This window comes from Acinetobacter sp. TGL-Y2, assembly GCF_001612555.1.
Lineage (GTDB): Bacteria > Pseudomonadota > Gammaproteobacteria > Pseudomonadales > Moraxellaceae > Acinetobacter.
Map to the genome: position 1 here is coordinate 2047096 of NZ_CP015110.1, position 23161 is coordinate 2070256.

The window sequence follows — 23161 nt, forward strand, 5'->3', positions numbered from 1 at the left end:
CATTTATATATTTTAATATCAATAACTTATTATTTTTATCACGTCGTATTCATGCACTACCAAAAAATAATACCATAGCAAACTTGAGGCCTATTTTTGTCATTGATTTGAAAAAACTACGCATTATTTTTAAGTTGTAATGATGAATAAGAATTCAATATTAAAAAAGGCATCCACTTAAATTTAAGGGATGCCTTTTGATCCATACGATACTTTTAGACGTATTCAAAACAGTGCTTAGAAACGCCAGTTATAGAATACATCTATTGCACGTTCTAAAGATTGACTCGCTTCCAAGTATAAACGCTGATTCATTTGATAACGTAATGTGAGTTTATTAACAGGTGTAAATACCCCTACGCCATAACGAATATACAGATCAGGCGTCAGATAACCCGTCACACTGAGTTGCGTGTCATCCCCTGTACCTTGCGCATCCAGTGCCAAGCCACTTAAACCAAAGGTCTGCCCGATTTGATTGGTAAAGGCACGTGTGCCGCCTAAACCAAGACTGATCCCTGCGGCAGCAATAGTATTGTTCACATCGGATTTAAAGCCTTCAGAGCTACTGAGTGCACTTGAACCCTCATTAATACGGCCAGTAATGAGTGCATTCATCGCTTCTTGTTCAGACAGTCCGGCATCGTTATACACCTGAATATTGGGCGAACTGACAGTGCCTGTTACTCGCACGCCCACCGTACTGCCTGAAATATTTTTATTGGCATCCACATCTAGGGTTGGATTTGAAAGCGCGCCATTAAATCGTGCAATGGCACGGTTCAAATCTAAACGCTGTCCATAGGCTTCAATGGTGACTTTCTGACTGACACCGATTGCACCATTGGCTCTCATTGCAGTTTCTAGTCCGCGCTGTGACATATACACACGTCCAAGCAGTGGAATACGGCTGTTAAAGCCTTGGAAAATGACTTGATTGCCTAAGCTTAGTTCCACATCTGCACGAATATCCCATGGCTTAGCCGCTTTCAAAATAGCGAGTTGATTATCACCTTCGCGTACCACACGAACATCTGCTGAAACAGGAATAATCTTTGCGCTGGCCTCTGGCATGGAAATCAGTGCGCGTGGCACATCGACTTTACCATTTACACTAATACGCTTACTCATCGGTCGTGCATCGACTGAAATATCCGTATTTACAATTGCCGTGATTAAAGGCGCTTGACGAATCAGGAGATTTTTACCACTAAGATTCAACTGAATACGTGGGTCATTTTTCCAATCAATATTTCCGGTCAGTTTTGCCACACCCTGTCCACTGTTAAATGCGCCATTGATACTGGCTTCATTTTGACGAATAGATGAATAAAGCTCGACATTGGTGAAATTAATTGGCAATGAAATCATGCTGATCTCACCATTTTTTAAGCGCATTTCACCATTAAAGAGTGGTCGCGTTAATGTCCCGCTGATTTTTCCTGCTAGGGATAAATTACCTTCGAGCTTTCGTACATCTGCAATGAACGGCTTTAATATCTTCAGTTGAACCTGATTAAATGCAATTTCACCACGCATGGGTTTGGCATCAACAAAAGGATTAATCACCACATTGGCATAACCTGCCCCAACATTCGGTGCTTTCAAATCTGCACGCAACATCAATCCTTCTGGAACACTTTTGGCAATGACACTGGCTTCATCATAATTCATGGTTGAACTGATATCTTCAGGATTAACCGCAGACAAACCAATGACACCATTACGTGTCACCAATTTCGCATCAATAAGCGGCGTCTTACCTTGTGCCCAAGAGGCTTTAGCATAACCATTGAGTTTACCAGTAATCGCTAAACCTTCCGGCATAAAGGCTGAAAAATCAGCCAAATCAAGGTTACGCGTCACAAAGGAAGCATTGCCCTTGGTTTTACTCACTCTTGCTGGTTGATCTAGACACAACTGGCTTTCTTGACTCGACCAGCAGTGCTGACCCACATAGACTTCAGATTTCGCTGTGGTATAGATCACTGGCGCATTTTGTTGCTGCTTCAAATGTACACGGACTGAGTCAAACTCACCACGTTGAATCTGACCTAACCAATCATTTTGTGCATTAAAACCACCCGCGAGCTGTACATAAAACTTAGAAAAGTTGTTCCACGCTTGAACTTTAAGCACATGCGCTTTACGCGTTCCTGAGATGGCCACTTCACCATGTTGAATCTCACGGTTGCCACTTCTTAGATTGGCCATGCGTGCCGACAGCGTTGAAGGCACCGTTTCTGAGGTAGGCAGCTCACCTTTTAAACTGAGAGTTTTAATGCTGATTAAATCATTGAAACCAAAATTGTTGACCACTAAATTTGCCGTTGCAGATAAGCGCGGTTGCGATTGAAGGTTAATATAACCTTGGGCTTTACCGCGTAAGCCTGGATACACTTCAAACAACGCAGGTGCGTTAATGTTCACACGTAAATTCTGTGCATTGCCTGAAGCTTGCAACTGGTTTTGTGCATAAGATAAGAATAAATTATTGGCTTCAAACTGCTGGGGTAAAAAGCCCTTTTGATTAGAGTTGATGATTAAGGCTAAATTACCTTTGGCACGCAACGGTTTGTTATTAATTTTACCTGCAAGGTTTAAGCGCTCGATATTAATGCGCTTGAGGTTATCTGACCATACGCCTTGAGATTTGACATTTCCTGAGATCTCACCGCGTACGCTAGACACAAAATAATGCGGTTTAAAGCGAATGAGGGATGCGTTGACATCCCAGCCAATACCATTATTTAAATTCAATAAGCCATTGGCCGTAATCTGTCCTGCTGCTCCATTATGTTTAAACTCCGAAATTTGAATCCGCTGTGGTGTTCCCGCCACTCGTAATTTAAGCGTGCCATCACCTTGTGGTAACTGACTTGCATGTAATGCACCGTCATAGTTAACTGCAAAGCCTTTGAAACCACCACCCGCTTTTTCATCGTTAAACAGCAAGGCTGCCGTACTTTTACCTGTGAGTCGAACTGTTTCTTGTGTGGCTTGGTTGGCCATACGTCCAGTTAAATTAATCGCATTGAGCTGAATAATTTGCTGATTGGGTTTAGCATAACCATTGGCTTTGACTTGACCATTGAGTAAATTAATCGGTGCAGCGGGGCTAATCGACTGCGGATTAAAATCTTGGGCATTGAGTACTACATTCCACTTCAATTGACGTTTGTCATCTGGTAGTTCTAGTAAAGCATTGCCTGTTAATGAACCTTTCGCAGCCTGATAACGAAATGAAGGAACATGTAAATTGTTGCCTTTTAAATCCAGTTGCGCGACATATTGACCCGCAGGCAATGCCCCTTTCTCATTTGGACGAACCACGGTAGCCACTTGAATGTTTTGCTGACCTTCAACCAATGCCAGTTTCACTTGACCTGATTCACTACTGAGCCAGCCCACATACGGTACAGCACGATCAATATTATTCCATGCGACATCAAGCAACATTGGCTTTGGTTTTTTGCCGACCTGTTCAGCCTGATTGAGCATCAGCTTCCACGTTTCATATTGATCAAAATCAACATCTGCTCCGACAGTCATGCCATTTTTTAAAGCACCGGTTGAGGCAATATTGGCATCTAAACTTGGTGGGAGGAAATCACGCACCACTTGCGGAATTCGCTTATCTTTCGGGCTGATTTTATCTAAACGCCCTTTTAAATCCCAATGCACATGGTCTTGCCAGCTCACTAAGCCTGCAAGATTCACCGCACCGCCCATCACCTGACCATTTAGGTTACTAATATTAATTTGGTTGACTAAATCAGTATGAGCTAAAGCAGTATATTGACCTTCTGGAATACCTTTACCACTTATATCTGTATTGATATCGAGATCTAAGCGCTTAATATTTCCTTTAAATTTAGCAATACCTTGTTTAGACAGCAGCTCTTGCTCTAACAATAACGGCCAGTGATAATCTTTAAAATTCAATGCGCCGTTCATCGGCACTTGCGGGCGAACGGGATGCACCACGGCCCAACCTGTGAGCATATCCGGTGTACGCGTTGCGACGCCTGCGCGAATAGTGTCGAGTGAGCCACGTGCACTCAAATAAATATCATCAACATTAATACTTTTGAGTGAAGGAATTTTCACAATAGCATCGGCATGGAGCGGATACTTACCCTCAAATTTCATGTTACCTGTGGCATTTCGCACAGACAGATAGCCCATGTCCATTTGCGAATTTTCAAATTTAAGCTCAGTCCCCGACCACAGCGCATCATTTAAAATCACATCTTTAAAATCAACCTTAGTGGTTGAAGTCTGTACCTGTAATTTATCAATGGTGGCTTCATCGATCCTTAATACAAAAGGCAATTTAATTTCACTAAATTTAAACGCCTCATCACTTGGAGGAGATTTATTAATCACTCTCAGATTATTCACATCTGCATAACTTAAATGAATTTCTTTTTCTAATATTGCCCGCCACCCCAACAGCACATCGGCACGATCAATTTTGACATCGACGGCTTTGAGCGTGACCAGTACATTTTTTAAAACAATGCCTTTGAGTAAATTACCGCCTTCATATTCGTATTTAATAATCTGCTGGGTCGATAACACACGATCTAACAAGAACTTACTACCCTTATCTGTAGAAAACATCACGGCCAAAGCTGCGACCAAAAACACCAATAAAAAAGCCACCAACAACAAAATACTACGAACGACACGGCGTCGCTTTGGTGGTTGCGGTTTAGGAGTGGGTTGTTCTTGTTGTTCTACTTCAGCCATAAAATTTCCACAAAATAAAAACAGTTTAAATCGATTTTAGGGACTATTTACGCATCGATTAAAGTTGAGAGCCAATAAAGAAATGCAAACGAATCGGATGATCAGGATCTGAAACCCCAGAAGCCACATCTAAACGAATCGGGCCAATAGGTGAGTTCCAACGGACACCTAAACCTAAACTATATTCAGAGTCATTGCTAAATTTTTTATCATAAGCATTACCAAAGTCACTAAATACCGCTGCGCGCCAGCCTTCTTTAAATTGGTAATTGTATTCGAGCGTACCCACAGCGGTTGCCTGACCTCCGACTTTAAATCCTGATTCAATCGGTGACAGTCCTTTATAGTCGAAACCACGGATGCTTTGATCACCACCTGCAAAGAATCTTAAGTTATAAGGGACTTTTTCAAAGTCTTCGGTAAAGATATAACCAAGACTTAGCCCCCCAAAGAACTGATGATAATTATTACTGCCTAAAGAATATAAGCCCCTCCAATTGGTATTTAAAATCGCCATGTCTGCATCTGAGAACAGGCTTTCACTGCCGAGCTGAATTTTATAATTCTGTTTAAAACCACGGGTCGGGTTAATGCGCGTATCTGCGTTGGTTTTGGTCAGCTCATAGCCCAATAAAAGCGATTGCTGCTCTGAATTAGCGCCTGGTGCCAAAAATGCATCCGGAATATCATCAATATTAAAATCACCTTCAAAACCTTCAGAAACAGTAATGCGGTCCAGTCGATAACGTAAACCAAAAATATGCTGCCAATCACGGCGTGAACCTTTCACAATCCGATCGGCCCCGGCCACCGCAGATTCAACCAACAAATCTAAGCCATTACCGACTGAATCGCGTTCTTCACGCTCATAACCTCCGACCAAACTCACATAATCATTCAGTGGATGTTTATAAGGAATGTTATAGCGACCATCAATAGACTGACGAATTTGCGACAGCTCTAAGTTGGCATCAAAAGAATGACCACGGTCATTCACAATCGCACGGCGATATTGGCTTCTTAGGCGTACGCCAGTATCTGTGCCATAGCCCAAACCGGCTTCAACGCTATTTAACTTATCTGCATTTATGGTCACAATCACAGGAATAACTTTTTGCTCCCGCGCCTTCGCTTGTAAGCGCTCATTTTCCAATGTTTTTTCTTTGACTTTGCGCTGGGCTTCTGACAAATCCGGATCAATTTGCGCTTCACGCACCCCTGCGAACTGATTTTCATCAGCCACAGATTGAGACTCGACTTCTGTATCAGAAACCACTTTCTTGTTGTCTTGTGGCATCAATGCGTCAGCAGAAATCTTTTGCTGATCCACTAAGGCTTGTAAATCTGGTGCGAGTTCCAAAGGTTGAATAATCGGCTCAGGTTTAACTGCATCCACCAAGGTATAGTTAAAATAACGTGAGTTGGTCAGATTATTGGCCAAGCCATTGACACGCCATGCGGTGAAGTCAGCGCCTTCTTTCCAAGGTGCAAGTGTTCGTAGAATTTCTTCACGAATAGGTAAAGGCTTTGTCGGATCACTCATACGAAATTCAACATCACCTAGCTTATATCGCTCACCTGTTTCAAAGCGTAAATTGATATCGGCTTGATTTTGTGGTCGTGCCAACATCACATCATGCATGCGCCAATATGAATCAAAAAATCCGTTGTTACTGGCAGCATCGACTATGCGTGTTTTGGTGGTTTCATACAGACCGTGATTGAGTACATCACCTTCTTCTAAATCAGGTAATACCCGAATCACTTGGAACTGCGCCAATTTTTCACCTTCGCCAGTAAACTCAATATTTTGCTCACGTACAATAACAGGATCATTTGGCTTCACTAAAACCCGAACACGACTGTCGCTGACTTTTTCAAATTTAAATTCAGCATCATAATAACCTACAGCTTGAGCGGCCTGATTGGTTAATGATCTTAACTGGGGCACTGCAGAATTAAAGTCACCAAAGGATTCCTTTGTAAAGGCTGAAAGCTTCCCTTTGATATTCTCTGCTAAAGGTTTTGGAGCGCCTTCAACTTCAGCCGTAATACGAGGCACTTTTTCGACTTGATTAATGCGAGGTGGACGAACTTTATAAAACAGACGTTTAAATATATTCGGTTTTTCAGTGCTGGTCGGCTCAGCTAAACCTTGTGTCGCCAATGAACGTCCTGATTCATTTTCAGCAACCACAATTTTACTGTCAGCTTGAATACTCTGCATCAATTGATCGACATTAATGGGTGCTTGTACAATTTCATTGATGTCGTTTTGTGAGGTTTCAGGGACTTCAACATCAGGCGCTTGGGTTAAACCCGAACGAAAATTTTGCGCTTGAATTTTGGCGTCTTCGGCCACCTGCAAAATTTCATTTTCCATTGAGCGATCGACTGACTGCATGGGTAGGTCTTCTAAGTCTTCGAATTGGATTGGGATAAATTCTTGACCAGTAAAACCTTGTTCTTGTTGTTTAAGCATTTGGAGACTATCGAACTGCTGCTCGCTTGTATTTAGTTCAGCTATTTTTTCATCTAATTGTTCTATTTTTTCATTCGCCACGCCTTGCTGTTTAGCAGCAGCTTCTAAAGCGTCTTTGTTTTGTTCAATCGCACGCTCACTCGTCGCGGGTTGAATCTGCGTCGAACCGGCGTCAACATTTTCTGCGGCATACAATACAGGCGAAGTAAATACACTTAAAAAAACACTGGCGCACAACAATTTATTGATATCATTTATGTTAAATATGCTGTTCATACACTGCACAAGCATTGATTTTTTAAACTGAATTTTTTCTGGCATAATGCGCTCTAAACACTTTATATTTTAAGTCGAAAATACTGATCTAATTCAATTGAATTTTTAGTCCAAATTTCGAGTATTTTCAGAACTTTTCAGGATGAAAACATGATACATGATTTTGGGATATTGTTACTAAATCATCACATTTCTTAATAAATTTTAATGAAGTCTGCATACAATGGAAAAAAAAGAGCATCTACTTGGATCACGGCGTTTTCTTCCAGTGTTCCTCACCCAGTTTTTTGGAGCACTCAATGATAATGTCTTTAAGCAATCGCTACTTTTAGTCATTACTTATGGCTTAATTCAACAGCAGTCTGCAAGTATTAGTACACTTAACAATATGGCAGCTTTGTTATTTATTTTGCCATACTTCATTTTTTCTGCAACAGCAGGACAAATCGCAGACAAATATGAGCGCTCATTCCTCATTCGAAATATCAAACTGCTCGAAATTGTGATCATGCTCATTGGTAGTGCGGGCTTTATGCTGGGCAATTTGTGGCTGCTTTTAATCGCCTTATTCCTCATGGGAACGCACAGTACCTTCTTTGGTCCGATTAAATATGCCATTTTACCTGAAATCTTAAAGCCCCAAGAGCTGATGTCAGGGAATGCCTTGTTCCAGTCAGGAACATCAATTGCCATTTTAATCGGGATGATTTTGGGTGGGGTGGTGATTTCCAGTTCAGGCGGAAACTTGCTCTGGATCAGCATGACCGTGGTGGGCATTGCAGTGATTGGTTATTTGTGTAGCCGTTTTATTTTAAAGCAAACTGTTCGCACCCCTGAGCTAGAAGTCGATTGGAATGTGTTTAGAACCAGCTTCCAAACCCTCAAATATGCCAAAAGTTTACCTGTGGTTTTTACCATTTTGCTGGGTAACTCATGGTACTGGTTCTATGGGGCGACTTATCTGACTCAAATTCCACAGCTCACCCAACAAAACTTACATGGCAATGAAAATGTGGTGAGTTTATTGCTGACCTTTTTCTCTGTCGGTATTGGGGTCGGATCTTTGCTGTGCCGTAAGATTGGTGGCACTGAAGTCAATATCAAGATGGTGCCTATTGGTGCAATTGGGCTGACTGTTTTTGCTTTTTATTTGGCAGGGAGCCTTGCCTTTGTACCAGAGCGGACAGGTGATTTTATTGGCATTGCGCAAATGTTTAGTTCGGGAATGAGCTACTATCATGTCATGATTGCCGTGACCTTACTCGGTATTAGCGGTGGTTTTTATATCGTTCCGCTTTATGCCATGATGCAGGCTTACTCGCCTCGTTCACACCGTGCACGAGTGGTGGCGGCCAATAATATTTTAAATGCCGTATTCATGGTCTCTTCTGCGATCTTCTCCATCATCATCTTGAGTATACTCAAGATTGATATCAAAATTCTGTTTAGCATTACCGCTGTGTTCAGTGCCATTTTTACCTTTTGGCTCTTACGCAGTTTAAAACCCAAGCTTAAAAATGCACACATTGCTTTAGAGGATTAATCTTATGCGTCAATACACGGGCTTAGACAAATTTATTCATTCTTTTGATCAAGCGCTACGTAGTCTTGTACCAGGTACAACCTCTGCTCAGCGTGTCAATCCAGGCAGTGATGCAACCACCCATTTGGGCGTCAGTGAAGCGCGCCATGTGGCAGGCTTAATGCGAGTCAACCATGCGGGTGAGGTGTGTGCTCAAGCGCTTTATCACGGGCAAGCTTTGACGGCAAAACTTCCAAATGTACGCCGTGAAATGGAGCATGCCGCAATAGAAGAACAAGACCATTTGGCATGGTGCGAAGACCGTTTAAAAGAGCTCGATAGTCATACCAGTTTATTAAATCCAGTCTGGTACGGTTTGTCTTTTGGCATGGGTGCTATTGCCGGTATTGCAGGCGATAAATACAGTTTGGGCTTTGTGGCAGAAACTGAACGTCAAGTAAGTATGCATTTACAGCATCACATTACTCAGCTTCCTGAGCAAGATGATCGTTCACGTAAAATCTTGCTGCAAATGAATGAAGATGAATTACAGCACCGTGATACGGCACTAAATGCAGGTGGAGTTGAACTTCCTGTCCCTGTTAAAATTACCATGACTGCCATTTCGAAACTGATGACCAAAACCAGTTACTACATCTAAAGCTGTATATGGAAAATAAAAAAAGACCTAAATTTGCTTTAGGTCTTTTTTATAAATTCAATACTTGCTCAATCGATTCGACCTAAAGGTGAATATCTTTGCCTTTTAAGTTTTCATAAAAAACTTGGCGAATCCATTGATGACTTTTCTGATTATGATTAGAGATATACCAAAACTGTTTAATCGAATAGGTCGGAAAATCTTCAGGCAATTCTAAAATTTGTAAATTACCCCGTGCCAAAAGCACTTCGCTTAAATAAAACGGTACAGTCGCAATCGCATCCGACTGTTGCACCACTAGACCCACACCCAAATAACTGGGTAGTGTCATCACTTTGTTGCGCTTTGACCACAGCTCTCCAATATGATTTTCAAATGAAAAGTGCCCTGCACCGACCTCAACATCAATATGCTTTTCACTTAAATATTGATCCAAAGTGATTTTGGAATTTTTTAAGCGTGGGTGATCTTTTGCCGCAATCACAATAAAGTATTGTTCAAACAGCTTCTGTTGATAAAAATAGTCATCCAGTTGGTCATAATAGCCCACGATCAAATCCAGCGTGCCATTTTTCAGTAGCTCTAAACTTTTGACCTTAATCGCATGAACATTGAGCTGAACTTGCGGTGCATGATTTTTTAAATACGATGAAATTTGCGGAAGTAGCACCAAATGGGCGACATCAGTCATGGCAATATTATAAATTTTCTGCGAATCAAAGTGATTGAACTGTTCTTTATGCTGACAAATTGCTTCGTAATTATTCAACAAATCCGATATAAGCGGAAATAGCTGGATCGAAAGTTCCGTGGGACGCATTTCATTTTCAACGCGAATAAACAAAGGATCGACGTAATATTTTCGAAGCTTGTTGAGCAAATTACTCACCGCAGGCTGACTCATACCCAGTTGGCTTGCAGCCACAGATACATTCTTCAATTTATACACATATAAGAAAACTTTTAGAATCTTAATGTCGATCTCAACCACAAATACTTCCTAAAATAGATAAGAACTCAATACCAGAACAATGAACAAAAAAGGCGATGTACAACGACCACGCCTTTTCACTTTTTAACACATTTGAGATGATTTAAACGGAATTTTTTTTATTTTAAATGCGCCAATCACATCCTTTTGAATGGATACGCATCATCAATCAACTTGATCTCAGCTCAAGGTTTTTCTGAACCACAGGATAACTTAAATCCGTTTCAAACCATTCAGACGCCCACACATCATGAAGTGGAATTTTAACATCTACTGCTAAGGGCATTTTCTTTGGATTAAACTGCATATGCGCCAAGTCATGCCCAACAGCAATTAAATCGACATCCAAAGAAATCTGATGCGAAGGACGAATTCGCCCTGAATCCTGCTCCATTTTCTTTAAGCGTTGAATCATTTCACGCTCTGAACATCTACTTTTCAATAAACACGCCGCATTCCAATAGTCTGCGCCTACGCCATCTCGACATGGAATGAGATAAATGGGGGAAAAATCAACATCGCCCCACTGCTGGATGGTTTGGAATGCACGGTGAAAATGTTGCTCAGGTGAATGATTACTCGCCAGTGCGAGGGCGAAAATCTTTGCGGTGTCGTTCAAGACGAATTCCTACTGAATTTGCTTGCGCGATAATGGCAGGCTTCCGGATCGTAATCATAATAGATTCTATGGCATCAAAGGTAGTAAAAAGCGTGTTCAGTACCAGTTTTGCTGCATGTTCAATCAATTCAGGTTGTGCATCTTGAATTACTTTTGCCGAAACTTCACAAATCTCGGCATAATTTAAAGTATCTGCCAAAACATCTGAGTTTGACGCCTGCTCTAAATCCGTATTGATCATCAGATCCAACATCAACGGTTGAATAATTTGACGTTCCCAGTCAAAGCATCCAACCACGGTCTCTACCTTTAAGCCTTCAATAATGATGGCGTCCATAATTTCACTCTTAGGTTAAAATAATCCCCCTACATCCCCCTTTAAAAAGGAGGACTGCCCCTTCCATAAAATGCAATATTGACGCCTCCCTTTACAAAGGAAGGCTGAGAGGGACTAAAAATAGGGATTAAAAAATAATAAATTAACTTTTTAACAAAGATGCAGGATCCATGCTTTGAACCATTTGCAAACGTTGATCTGCATAAATATCCGTATACGGCGCAAGAATACGCATGAAGCGATCAAAATACAGCATTTGTTTAAACAACAAGGCAAAGTCACGCGGGAAACGAATACCATGACGCTCACCGACTCCGACCATATCCATCATGATGTCATTTAAATCGGCAGGATTGGTCGACAAGATTTGCTGTGGATCTGCCATGAGCACACCGCTAAATAAGCGTTCTAAATCAGCGGCAAGGACTTGGGTATCTACTTTATGGTCAGTCATGCCCATACCCAGCATATTTTCAGCCATCAGTAGATAATCCGTTTTCTGTAGCGCGTCCATAAATGCGATACATGCTGTCCACACTTCAGGTTTAAGTTGACCTACGATTCCGAAATCGATAAAGCCGACACGACCATCCTCTAATAGCATTAGATTGCCTGCATGTAGGTCCGCATGGAAGCTTTCACACATCATCAGGCTACCAAACCACGTATTCATCGCAGTAATCAGCACTTGTGTTGGGTCTTTAGAGACTTTCTTGACCACTTCAAAATCAGTGAGAGGCACACCGTAAAAGCGCTGCATGGTCAACACACGGCGGGTTGAATGCTGGTGATATACTTTAGGTGCCACCGCGTTATTGTTTTGGGTCACATTCAAATAATTCGAGAAATCATCGATATTTTTAGCTTCTTCAATGAAATCAACTTCACGAACCATGCGGTTTTTAATTTCTTCAACAATATCTGCAAGTGAAGCAAACTTCACTTTCGGTACTGCTTTTTCTAAAATTTTGGTTGCCCAATGTAGAACGTTCAAATCTGTATAGAGAATAGTTTCTACACCCGGTTTTTGAACCTTGATCACAACGTCTTCACCGCTGACCAATTTTGCTGCATGAACTTGAGCAATTGAAGCGGATGCAAGTGGAGTCTCATCGATTGAAGCAAAAATTTCAGCTAAATCACGACCTGCAAACTCAGAAGCTAAAACACTTTCAATATAACTAAACGGCAGTTTTGGCGTTTGATCTAGACAGCCTTGAAACTCTTCAACATATTCACGTGGAAAAAGCGACGGTGTACTGGCAATAAATTGTCCGAGTTTGATATAGGTTGAACCTAAAGACTCAAAAGTTTCACGCATCAGTTTGGGATTACTGGGTTTTTCTGTTGCATATTTTATGCCTGCGCGAGCAGCAATCACGGCAGTTTCCCCAACTCGGGCAACTGAACGTAGTCCATCTAACCAAATATTGTTTTTCATAATGTCTGAATAGAATTAAGTTAGCTTGAGTGTAGCAAATTAATCGGCATCTGCGGATTGTCTTGCCTGACAGATTGGACAATCTGTATCAATTTCAAAGGCTAAAATTCGTTGTTTCATTGTTAATCCATCCCAAAGCAGCACTTTTTGCTTGAGCGGTGTCAGGTTTAAACCCAAATACAACAGCGCATGATGTGCCTGTAGACTTGCCATCACGTTTGGCGTGGTTGCCAGCACCCCAGAATCTGCACAGCGCAGACCTTCATTGGCATGTTGTTGTTTGGGAAATAAACACTCATAACAGGCTGAATTGCCTTCTAGCATAAACATTTGCCCTTGAAAGCCAATGGCCGAGGCACTGATCAGCGAAACGTTGTTCGCTTTACAGGTTTCATTAACCAAATAACGTGTCTCGAAGTTATCACAGCCGTCTAGAACTAAATCTTGCGCTGAAATAAGCACTTCTACGTTGCTTAGGTCAAGCTGATCAGTATGACTTTCCACACGAATATACGGATTAATCTGTCTGAGTCGTTTTGCCAAAATTTCAGATTTATAAAATCCAAGATCTGACGCTGTATAGGCGATTTGACGTTGTAAATTGCTGATCTCAATACTATCTGCATCAATCAACGTTATTTGACCGACACCTGCACGAGCCAATAGCTCGGCAGTTGTGCAACCAATCCCCCCACAGCCCACAATCAGTACATTGCTAAGTTTGAGCTTTTCTTGGGCCTCAATATCCCAACCTTCGAGTAAGATTTGACGGGAATAAAGCTGTAGTTCAGCGTTTGAGAGTTCCAGTTCTGCGTCTTCTATATCCATCATTTTTAAATCAAATATGACCTATGCTTATTTACAGAGTATAAAGCTTATTTCTTGAATTTATTTTATTGTTGTTTTAATAAGATAAATTTGAGCCGCAGGCTTTGCATCAGCAAAGTACAGGACTGAGTAAGTATTTATGGCTACCCTATAACAAAGCCATTTTTATTGTAGAGAACGAGTTAATCTACATTGCCCCTTTTTTACCCTTTAAAATCATTGAGCTCCACGCTCATGATCAGATTTTAATTAAATTTTTTAAAACCATTACTCAGTATGAGATACGCGCCAGTGTTATTTGCAACTGTTCGAGTCAGTCTCAATTGAATAATTAAAGTTTCTGCGCGTTTTCTTTTAGATGGCTCAAGCCGACGAGTTTTGCAATTGACAATGGTTTTGGTTACTTTTGCCGAAACAAAAGTAACCAGAAAATTTGGACTTTTATTCAGTATAAGTGTCAGCGGATCGTCAAAATTCCACTTAGGCTATTTATTTCGCTGCCATTCGAATTCCACCATCTAAACGAATCACTTCACCATTTAAATAGGCATTTTCACAAATATGACCGACTAAATGCGCAAATTCCTCAGGCTTTGCCAAACGCGGCGGAAACGGTACCATTTGTCCTAAGGAATCTTGAACATTTTGTGGCAACCCTTTGAGCATAGGGGTTTCCATAATCCCTGGAGCAATGGTCATGACCCGTATGCCATTTCGTGCCAGCTCACGTGCCAAAGGCAAAGTCATCGCCACTACGGCACCTTTCGACGCAGCATAAGCAGTTTGCCCAATTTGCCCATCAAAAGCTGCGACCGATGCGGTATTTACAATCACACCGCGCTCTTCCTCACCGGCTTGCAGCTCATATTTTGCAATGAGTTCTGCGGCGAAGCGAAGCATATTGAATGTGCCTGTGACATTGATGTTGAGTACTTTTTGAAACAGTGCCAACTCATGTAAACCATCACGACCCAACACCTTCGCGGAAGGCCCAACCCCTGCACAGTTGATCAAACCATTCAGCTGACCAAAGTCTTGTTCAACTTGTTTAAAAAAGGCTTCAACGGCCGACTCATTGGTCACGTCTAAAGCGACAAATTGAGATTGACTACCTAACTGTTGTTCTAAGGCTTCGCCGAGGGTTTGATTCATGTCAACCATAATCACCCGCGCACCTTGATTCACCAAGTAGCTTGCCGTAGCCGCGCCTAAACCTGATGCACCACCGGTGACCACAAATACTTTTCCACTGATCTTCATATCACATTCCTGTTGATTATTTTCATGTTCATTTTTAATGTTGATTTTTTTAAAATATCTACTCTTTTGAAACAGCAGAGTTAACACAGCTTAACTTGAACATGGCTTAAGTATAATGTCCAAAATTTGCATTTTCACTGGCGAATTTGAACCATTACGTCGGTGAAATTACATAAGGAAAAAATCACTCTGCATTCAAGACACTCAATATAGCAAAGAAATCCGTTGTATTGCATTGGGGCATCTTGCAACACTCTGTGTGTAGTAAAGAGTGCGATAGTCGATAATACATCCCCCACTCTAAAACCAACTCATTTCGCTAGGTTTATCACATTGCCCAGAATGTGCAGCACTTAAACATGATTCAGATGACCAAGTCCGACTGGATGAACAGATTCAATATGACAAAGCTGAACACTATTCATCGTTTGATGCCCATTCATTTACCCTACAGCGATTTAAATCTACTGATTAAGCAATCGAATAGATCATGGAAATAGTGAATGGATGAATATACAAGCCCTTGCCAAAGAACTTAACGGGTCTCAAGATACCGATTAATAGCGTTTAAAAATAAATATTTATCGAAGAATTAAAATAAAGTGCGCAGATAAACCGCGATTGCATATCTCAGTAAAAACTCTAAATCGTTGCAATAAGATCAGCGACCAACTCAGTGTTCATGACGCCCGTGTCTTTCCCCTTCATTTGAAAAAATGGAGAAGCAAAGTCTAAGTGGGTATCGATTTTTCCGAAAAAATGAGACTGATCAGTCACCTAATACAGATTCAAATTAAGTCATTTATTTAGTGTTGAATATTTAAAAAAAGGTGTAGTTACTCGTTAAATGAGCAACACGACTCATCTGAATAAAATTGCACCCATTCTAATTTTAGGTTATTTTTCACCCAATTTATTGCGCTTTGCAATCTCAACTCTCCCCCACGCTTGTTAAATCAGCTATAGGTTTTATTATGCTTAAGATGATTGATGTACTTGAACAACATCTGGTACAAAACTTTAAATATGCGCTTACGTCATCTACTTCCAATTTCGATGACCAACTCAGTCAAGGCATTTTAAATGCACCTGAGCTACAACTTCATCATGCACTGAGCTCATTTTTACTTGAACATAATCCACTTGAAGTGGCTCATGCGCTGGATATTAGCCCTGAGCGTATTCAAGCGATTCAATCTGGTGCTGCGCTCAGCCATGAAAATATCAACGATACCGCTAAGGTGGTTTCGCTCTGTCTTGCACTTGAAACAGACACTTTAGCCCAAGTAGATATTGCGGACAGTTTGCAAGATTACCCTATCTAAGGTTTTTTACATTCGTTTTAACCATGACTACATTGCAATGAAAAAGCGACTATTCAATAGTCGCTTTTTTCCAATCTTAAATCTCGATTGTGTAGGCTTTCAAATCTGACTACGCATCATCTATACCCATCATCTCTGTGAGACTAAGATTCGGTATAACGCACTCGTTATCAGTCATACGTATAAAGTACGCTTCATAAAGCTTTTTCCCAAAAAGGATGCTCTAAAAACCTTTCTCTATACACTTTTTTATAGAAGACTATTTTCTATACAACACTATGCTCTATAAACAATGCATCGACCACCGACGCAATTTGCCTATCTATCCATTCAAAATTGGGTTCAAGGCGATGATTAAAATAGGATTCATTTTCTAAGCTTGACATTGAAGATTTGATCAAAAATGCCGTCGATTGATGGCATTTTTGGGTGCTTTTCTTTAATCAAAGCTTAATTCGGCCACTGACCCAAGGTCACACGGTCATTACCACCGTAGTCTTTGACGGTACGAATCTTTTTGAAATGCGCATCTTTAAAGATTTTTTGCACCGCATCGGATTGATCATAACCATGTTCAATCACGATCCAGCCTTTTGCTGTGAGGAGCTTTTTACCCTGCTGTACAATATGCTCAATATCTGCCAAACCATGCTTATCAGACACCAAAGCTCGCTTTGGCTCAGATGCAAGGCCTTTCATATGTTTGTCATTTTCTGCGATATAAGGTGGATTAGACACAATCACGTCAAAGAATTGATTACGCTCTAAAGCCTTAAACCATGAGCCACAGGCAAATTTCACATGATTTAAATCATGCTTTTCTGCATTAAACTTCGCCACTTCAAGCGTCGGCGCGTAAATGTCCGTTGCGGTCATGCTCCAGTCTGGGCGTTCACTGGCAAGCGAGAGTGCAATTGCACCAGTACCGGTACCCAAATCGACCACGCGAGCATCTCTAGGTAGATCCAAACGCAGTACCGTTTCAACTAAAATTTCAGTATCCGGACGGGGTACCAGAGTATCTTTGGTCACTTTCAAATCTAAAGTCCAAAACGGCTGAGAACCGGTGACATAAGCCAAAGGTTCACCCGCTTCGATACGTTTTAGCGCTGCAACATAGTCTCGCTCTTGTTCTGCAGTCAGCTCTTGCGATTTTTTCATGACCAAATCAAATGAATCAATTTTGGTGATGTGTTCAAGCAGCCATTCATTTTCTTGACGCTCGTAACTTTCTACTTCACCACGTAAGGCCAAAGCCTGTCCAATATTCATTATCCACCATTCTGCGTTGCGAGCATTGCTAACATATCTGCTTGATATTCACGATGTAAACTGTCAAGTAATTCAGTTAAATCACCTTCCATCACGGCGTCTAACTTATATAAGGTTAAGTTAATACGGTGATCGGTCATACGACCTTGCGGATAGTTATAAGTACGAATACGTTCAGAACGATCACCAGAACCGACCAAATCACGGCGCATCTCTGAGGTTGCAGCATCAGCGGCGGCACGTTTGGCATTTTCTAAACGCGATGCAAGCAGTGCCAAAGCTTTGGCTTTGTTTTTATGCTGTGAACGTTCGTCCTGGCATTCAACCACAGTCCCTGTCGGTAAATGGGTAATACGTACCGCAGAGTCGGTTTTGTTAATGTGCTGACCACCCGCGCCTGACGCACGGTAAGTATCAATACGTAAATCCGATGAATTAATTTCAACCGTGGTATCGACATCCACTTCAGGCAAAATTGCAACAGTACAGGCAGAGGTATGGACACGCCCTTGCGACTCAGTTGCAGGTACACGCTGGACACGATGCGCGCCACTTTCAAACTTCAAGCGACCATAGACACCTTCGCCACTGACCAAACAAATCACTTCTTTATAACCGCCGTGCTCCCCTTCATTTTCAGAAAGCACTTCTATACGCCAGCCTTGGGTTTCAGCAAATTTGCTGTACATACGGTATAAATCACCTGCGAATATTGCAGCTTCATCCCCACCCGTTCCTGCACGTACCTCCAAATAAGCCGAGTTGGCATCATTTGGATCTTTTGGAATCATCAGGATATTTAAATCCGCTTCAAGACTTGCAATTAAAGCTTTATTTTCTTTAATTTCTTCAACCGCCATTTCCTTAAAATCAGGATCTGAGAGCATTTCACTTGCAGTTTCAATATCTTGTTCAGCTTGAAGGTACTTTTTCCATACCGACGTGATTTCAGTTAAATCACTGTGTTCACGTGATAAATTACGAAAACGTTTATTGTCTGAAATAACTTCAATATCAGCCAATAACGCTTCTAACTCTTCGTGACGATCACACAATTGGTCTAATCGTAAACGTAACGATTCTTTCATTTTAAATAGGATCTCAAGCTAAGACTCAATCCAACCCGACCGTCTCATTCAACAGCAGCGATGGCAAGTCAATTCTAAATTGAGCTTAGTTTAACGGCTTACACCTTTAAATAACATATCTAGTGGGTATTCAAGTTCAATCAAAAGGCAAAACTTCAAGAATGTCTAAATTTTGCTTATTTTTAATCATTTCATATGCAAACCTTTCATAGGAAAACCTTAGCATCCTTATAGGATTTAGCCCCACTTTCAATAATCGAAGGATTGAGCTTAGCTTTAGACGTTAAACATGATGGATGATTCAGATTTGATTTTAATACGTCCCATCACGCCACTTGCTCAACATTTTTCTGATTCAATTTTCATTCACATTACAATCATCTTCATGATTTATACTTATTCAGCATCATTTAGAGGCTTTATTAGACAGTTGTAATATAAACACTACACTAGGATACGAAACAGTAAAACTCGGCACTCGCTTCTCCATATTTTCGGTCAGTGTTTTTGTTACATTTGCTTCATCGAAATAATACTGGTCCGGCTGTTTTGGACATGGAGTTAAAAATGAAATTGAATACTTTATTGATCTCAGCAACATTAGCGACTGCGTCTATGTTCACCGTATCTGCGCATGCAGACAGTACAGCACGTGTTGCTGCTGCCAGTGCTTTAGGCAGTGTTGCAGGTACAGCGCTTGGTAAGAATATGGGTGGCAATACTGGCGCAACCATTGGTGCAGCGTTAGGCGGTGCAGGTGGTGCAGCAGTGGCAAGTAACAAGCGTAACCGTACAGAGTCTGCAATTGGTGGTGCTTTAGGTGGCGGTGCAGGTTATACCGTCGGTAAAAGTATGGGTGGTTCAAACGGTGGTTACATCGGTTCTGCTTTAGGTGCGGCAGGTGGTGCGGCACTGGGTAATAAAATCTCAAAAGACAAAGTTTCTGACTCTCGTCAAGATCGCAAATGGAAGAAAAAACGTAATCGTCGTTAATTCTCAAAGCTTCATCTTTTCAAGCAATCTTAAAAGCACCGTTAGGTGCTTTTTTGTGCTTCATGATTTAATCTCATTTCACTTGCTTGATTGAATATAAATATACCGCTTGCCTAATTAGAATTTTCACTCATTTGGGATTTATTAAGTACCTTAAAAATTAAAAGTCATGCCTGCTCAAATTTTAGCCGAAACAAGAACTTCAACATACTGAAGTCCTACTTTTCCAATTCCGACCAAACTACGTTTGCCCTTTAATGACCACATAAAATAATGAATGAATCTTGAAGAAAAAAATACACATTCAGCACACTCCCTCCACGCTGCTTGATCAATGCTTATTTATATTCAATCTATCCAATAAATATAGCTTCGTTCAGGAGTCGGTCATGAAATTTAATTCAATCGTATTAGCAGCCGTGGTTGCAACCGCAGGAATTACCACAGCCCAAGCAGATAACAACACTCACGTTGCGCTTACCTCAGCTCTTGGTGGCGTGGTCGGTGCTGCTATTGGACAAAAAATGGGTGGCTCTACCGGTGCAATGGTCGGTTCCGCACTCGGCGGTGCAGGTGGTGCAGCTGCATCTGCCAGCAAACGTGACCGTAATGGCGCAGCGATTGGTGCAGCACTCGGCGGTGTCGGTGGTTATACGGTCGGTCGTAACATGGGCGGTACCAATGGCGGATATGCGGGTGCTGCGCTTGGTTCAGCGGGTGGTTCAGTTTTAGGCAAGAAAGTCTCTGAAGATCGTCGCTATGATGATGGTTATGATGACCGCTATGACCGTGACAGTCGTTATAACGATCGTTATGACCGTCGTAGCAGTGGCTATCGTAACAACAACTATCGTTATAATGATCGTAACTACCGTTCTGATAACGGTCGTCATTTGGGTTGGTCTAAAAACGGAAAACGCTAATCTAAGCCAAAAATTGATTAATTTTAAAAGCGCTTTTGTTTAAAAGTTGAGAGAGCAAAAGCACCTACGGGTGCTTTTTTGATTTGAAAATTATTTTAATTCAACGCGCTTTATCTTATCGTTTTCTTATATCGATTTTTTTCAATATACAAGATTATGATAAAGTCGTATGATCAATTCAAACCCGTTGAATGAGACATGCAATGCGTACTTTAAAAGACATTAAGTTTTCAGTATTAGAACTCGCCCCTGTTCGTGATGACAAAACCGTCGAATTTTCACTCAAGCACGCTTTAGAACTTGCTCAACATATTGAAAAACTAGGTTATGAACGTCTATGGCTCGCTGAACATCACAATATGGATGGTATCGCCAGTTCAGCTACCGCTGTGTTGCTTGGCTATTTGCTTGCCAATACGCAAACATTAAAACTGGGTTCAGGTGGCATTATGTTACCCAACCATGCGCCACTAGTGGTCGCTGAGCAGTTTGGTACACTTGCAACACTTTATCCAAACCGTGTTGAATTAGGGCTTGGACGCGCACCCGGTACAGATCAAGTCACCATGCGTGCTTTACGCCGTGGACGCCAAGAAACGGAAGAACAATTTCCACAGGATGTACTCGAAATTTTGAGTTATGTCGGAGATGCAAAGCCGAATCAAAGTATTACAGCAACCCCGGGGCAAGGTACGCACGTTCCAGTCTGGTTACTCGGTTCGAGCCTGTTTAGTGCACAGCTTGCGGCCAAACTTGGTTTACCCTACTCTTTCGCTTCACACTTTGCGCCGCGTATGCTCGGTCAAGCGATTCAGCTGTATCGTGAAAACTTTGAACCGTCTATTTACTTAGATCAACCTTATGTGTCTATGGGCGTACCTACAGCCATTGCAGAGACCGATGAAGAAGCTGAATACTTGGCCACCAGTGCGTATCAACGGGTCTTAGGTTTAATGCGCGGTGAAAGTCTAAAACTCAAAGCCCCTGTTGCAAATATACAAGTGCATTGGTCAGCTGCCGAAAAAATGTCGGTGGATAATTTCTTTGCGATGGCGCAGATTGGTTCGCCTGAAACCGTGAAAATGGGGCTTGAACAACTCCTCATTCCTTATGATGTGGATGAGTTTATTTTCACCTGTGATATTTATGATACGCAAAAACGTATTCGTAACTTTGAGTTACTCATGCAACTGAAAAACGCGGACTGAAGCCAAAACTGTCATGCCGTAAATATTCACAAGCCCTTTTCATTTAAAGGGCTTTTTAATTGAATCTTACATTTTAAATTTCAGCAAATACAATTACCTAAACAAGAAAAACTAAAGATCTCATCATTAAAATCAAAGCTTGTAAGAAATGGACCTGAATAATAAGAGGACGAGAACCATCATTTGAGTTAGCACACCAAACCTAAAGCTCAAGTCCTGATGTTCATTAGTACCGAATTATTCTGCTTAATTGATGATTTCTTTCTTAAATTTGAAGCAAATTATTGGAAATTTCTCAAACAAAGTCGTCAATCTATCAGAATTCGACCAACCCAACTGAGTCTCTCAGAAATTACTTTTATAGCCATTTGGTATAAGTGTTCTCACTTCAATAATTTCAAAGCATTCTTTTCATGGTTGAAGCAGGATAAAAATTCATTTATTTAAAAGCTTACCTTGTTATCAACGAATGATTCACCTCATCAATATGCATCAATTAGCACTACATGCTTTACACATGGCTGCAATGAAAAGCCAACTTAGCCAATACTTATGGGTTGATTCAACCACTTCCGGTCTGCAAAAATCAACGGATTCAACGTCATAAATCTCTAGCCAAAATTGCATCTCGCGGTAAAATTTCGATGGGGTGGTTTTATGGTTATAAATTACATATGCAATAAATCAATTGGGTGAAATCGCTTGTTCTGCTTTATCTAATGGACTTGTGAGTGACATCAAAATGGTTGAGCATTTGGTTGAAGACTTAGAAGCAAAGCTTTATGCCGATCGTGGTGATATCAGCCAAGACTTAAAAAGCAGATTAAAAGATCAAGGTATTGATTTGATAACCTATCATCGAAAGAGCATGTCATCGAAAGAACATGAAGCAGGTTCAACTCTGTGCAGCAGATGAATATCACTTGAAACAGCGCAATAAAATAGAAACGCTATTCAGCGTATTAAAAGGACAATACAACTTAGTGACGAATAAAGCGCGTAGTATTCATGGATTTCTAAGTGGAATTTACGCATCGTTATGCGCATATCAACTCACCCATCGAAATAAGCCAAAAATTCAGATTATGGAACCATTGGCTTAAGCAGGATTCGGGGGAATACTAAAATCTCAAAAAGCACTTCCCCCATTGCGATGATCTCTTTGGAAATGAGATGAATC

Annotated in this window: 16 protein-coding genes and 1 pseudogene; 7 read left to right on the forward strand and 10 right to left on the reverse strand. The window is 41.2% G+C overall.

Going from position 1 to position 23161, the window contains the following annotated elements; all coding sequences use genetic code 11:
- Positions 1 to 237 precede the first annotated feature (237 nt).
- Both AMD27_RS09795 and AMD27_RS09800 read right to left on the reverse strand, forming a co-directional pair.
- Positions 238 to 4755 (reverse strand): translocation/assembly module TamB domain-containing protein, encoded by a 4518-nt coding sequence (locus AMD27_RS09795; RefSeq protein WP_067659709.1) that lies wholly within the window; start codon positions 4753 to 4755, stop codon positions 238 to 240.
- A 58-nt stretch (positions 4756 to 4813) separates the two neighbouring features.
- Complete coding sequence (locus AMD27_RS09800) at positions 4814 to 7558, reverse strand: autotransporter assembly complex protein TamA (RefSeq protein ID WP_067659711.1); 2745 nt, start codon at positions 7556 to 7558, stop codon at positions 4814 to 4816.
- Positions 7559 to 7736: 178 nt separating this feature from the next.
- Between AMD27_RS09800 and AMD27_RS09805 the strand changes: the two genes are divergently transcribed.
- Together AMD27_RS09805 and coq7 are read left to right on the forward strand one after the other, a co-directional pair.
- Positions 7737 to 9056 (forward strand): MFS transporter, encoded by a 1320-nt coding sequence (locus AMD27_RS09805; RefSeq protein ID WP_067659714.1) that lies wholly within the window; start codon positions 7737 to 7739, stop codon positions 9054 to 9056.
- 4 nt (positions 9057 to 9060) lie between these two features.
- The gene (gene coq7 / locus AMD27_RS09810; RefSeq protein WP_067659718.1) at positions 9061 to 9696 is read left to right on the forward strand and encodes a 2-polyprenyl-3-methyl-6-methoxy-1,4-benzoquinone monooxygenase; all 636 of its coding nucleotides are present in this window, start codon (positions 9061 to 9063) and stop codon (positions 9694 to 9696) included.
- An 82-nt stretch (positions 9697 to 9778) separates the two neighbouring features.
- On the opposite strand, the gene AMD27_RS09815 is transcribed toward coq7, so the two are convergent.
- The 6 genes from AMD27_RS09815 to AMD27_RS09840 form a co-directional block, all read right to left on the reverse strand.
- Positions 9779 to 10687 carry a LysR substrate-binding domain-containing protein gene (locus AMD27_RS09815; protein WP_067659721.1) on the reverse strand — a complete coding sequence of 303 codons (909 nt, stop codon included), beginning with the start codon at positions 10685 to 10687 and terminating at the stop codon, positions 9779 to 9781.
- Between the two features lie 169 nt (positions 10688 to 10856).
- Positions 10857 to 11306, reverse strand: a complete 450-nt coding sequence (locus AMD27_RS09820) for a 2-amino-4-hydroxy-6-hydroxymethyldihydropteridine diphosphokinase (RefSeq protein ID WP_067659726.1) — start codon at positions 11304 to 11306, stop codon at positions 10857 to 10859.
- A complete protein-coding gene (folB, locus tag AMD27_RS09825) occupies positions 11263 to 11643 on the reverse strand; it encodes a dihydroneopterin aldolase (RefSeq protein ID WP_067659729.1) in 381 nt (126 codons plus the stop codon). The genes AMD27_RS09820 and folB overlap by 44 nt, the downstream gene beginning before the upstream one ends.
- Before the next feature lie 142 nt (positions 11644 to 11785).
- On the reverse strand, positions 11786 to 13084 hold the full coding sequence (locus AMD27_RS09830) for an ABC1 kinase family protein (protein WP_067659732.1): 1299 nt from the start codon (positions 13082 to 13084) through the stop codon (positions 11786 to 11788).
- Positions 13085 to 13123: 39 nt separating this feature from the next.
- On the reverse strand, positions 13124 to 13912 hold the full coding sequence (locus AMD27_RS09835) for a HesA/MoeB/ThiF family protein (protein ID WP_081406014.1): 789 nt from the start codon (positions 13910 to 13912) through the stop codon (positions 13124 to 13126).
- A gap of 489 nt (positions 13913 to 14401) precedes the next feature.
- Positions 14402 to 15172: a 3-hydroxyacyl-CoA dehydrogenase gene (locus AMD27_RS09840; RefSeq protein WP_067659738.1), complete on the reverse strand. Its 771-nt coding sequence runs from the start codon at positions 15170 to 15172 to the stop codon at positions 14402 to 14404.
- Positions 15173 to 16146: 974 nt separating this feature from the next.
- On the opposite strand from AMD27_RS09840, the gene AMD27_RS09845 reads away from it, so the two are divergent.
- The gene (locus tag AMD27_RS09845; protein WP_067659741.1) at positions 16147 to 16497 is read left to right on the forward strand and encodes a hypothetical protein; all 351 of its coding nucleotides are present in this window, start codon (positions 16147 to 16149) and stop codon (positions 16495 to 16497) included.
- A 450-nt stretch (positions 16498 to 16947) separates the two neighbouring features.
- On the opposite strand, the gene prmC is transcribed toward AMD27_RS09845, so the two are convergent.
- Together prmC and prfA are read right to left on the reverse strand one after the other, a co-directional pair.
- The gene (gene prmC / locus AMD27_RS09850) at positions 16948 to 17769 is read right to left on the reverse strand and encodes a peptide chain release factor N(5)-glutamine methyltransferase (RefSeq protein ID WP_067659744.1); all 822 of its coding nucleotides are present in this window, start codon (positions 17767 to 17769) and stop codon (positions 16948 to 16950) included.
- A complete protein-coding gene (gene prfA, locus AMD27_RS09855) occupies positions 17769 to 18857 on the reverse strand; it encodes a peptide chain release factor 1 (RefSeq protein WP_067659748.1) in 1089 nt (362 codons plus the stop codon). The genes prmC and prfA overlap by 1 nt, the downstream gene beginning before the upstream one ends.
- Before the next feature lie 567 nt (positions 18858 to 19424).
- Between prfA and AMD27_RS09860 the strand changes: the two genes are divergently transcribed.
- The 4 genes and pseudogenes from AMD27_RS09860 to AMD27_RS09875 all read left to right on the forward strand — a co-directional run bounded on the left by AMD27_RS09860 (position 19425) and on the right by AMD27_RS09875 (position 23084).
- Positions 19425 to 19850: a glycine zipper domain-containing protein gene (locus AMD27_RS09860; protein ID WP_067659751.1), complete on the forward strand. Its 426-nt coding sequence runs from the start codon at positions 19425 to 19427 to the stop codon at positions 19848 to 19850.
- Positions 19851 to 20239: 389 nt separating this feature from the next.
- Positions 20240 to 20773: a glycine zipper domain-containing protein gene (locus AMD27_RS09865; RefSeq protein ID WP_067659754.1), complete on the forward strand. Its 534-nt coding sequence runs from the start codon at positions 20240 to 20242 to the stop codon at positions 20771 to 20773.
- Between the two features lie 203 nt (positions 20774 to 20976).
- A complete protein-coding gene (locus tag AMD27_RS09870) occupies positions 20977 to 21981 on the forward strand; it encodes an LLM class flavin-dependent oxidoreductase (RefSeq protein ID WP_067659757.1) in 1005 nt (334 codons plus the stop codon).
- 219 nt (positions 21982 to 22200) lie between these two features.
- A pseudogene (locus AMD27_RS09875) lies at positions 22201 to 23084 on the forward strand (IS982 family transposase).
- Positions 23085 to 23161: the final 77 nt, after the last annotated feature.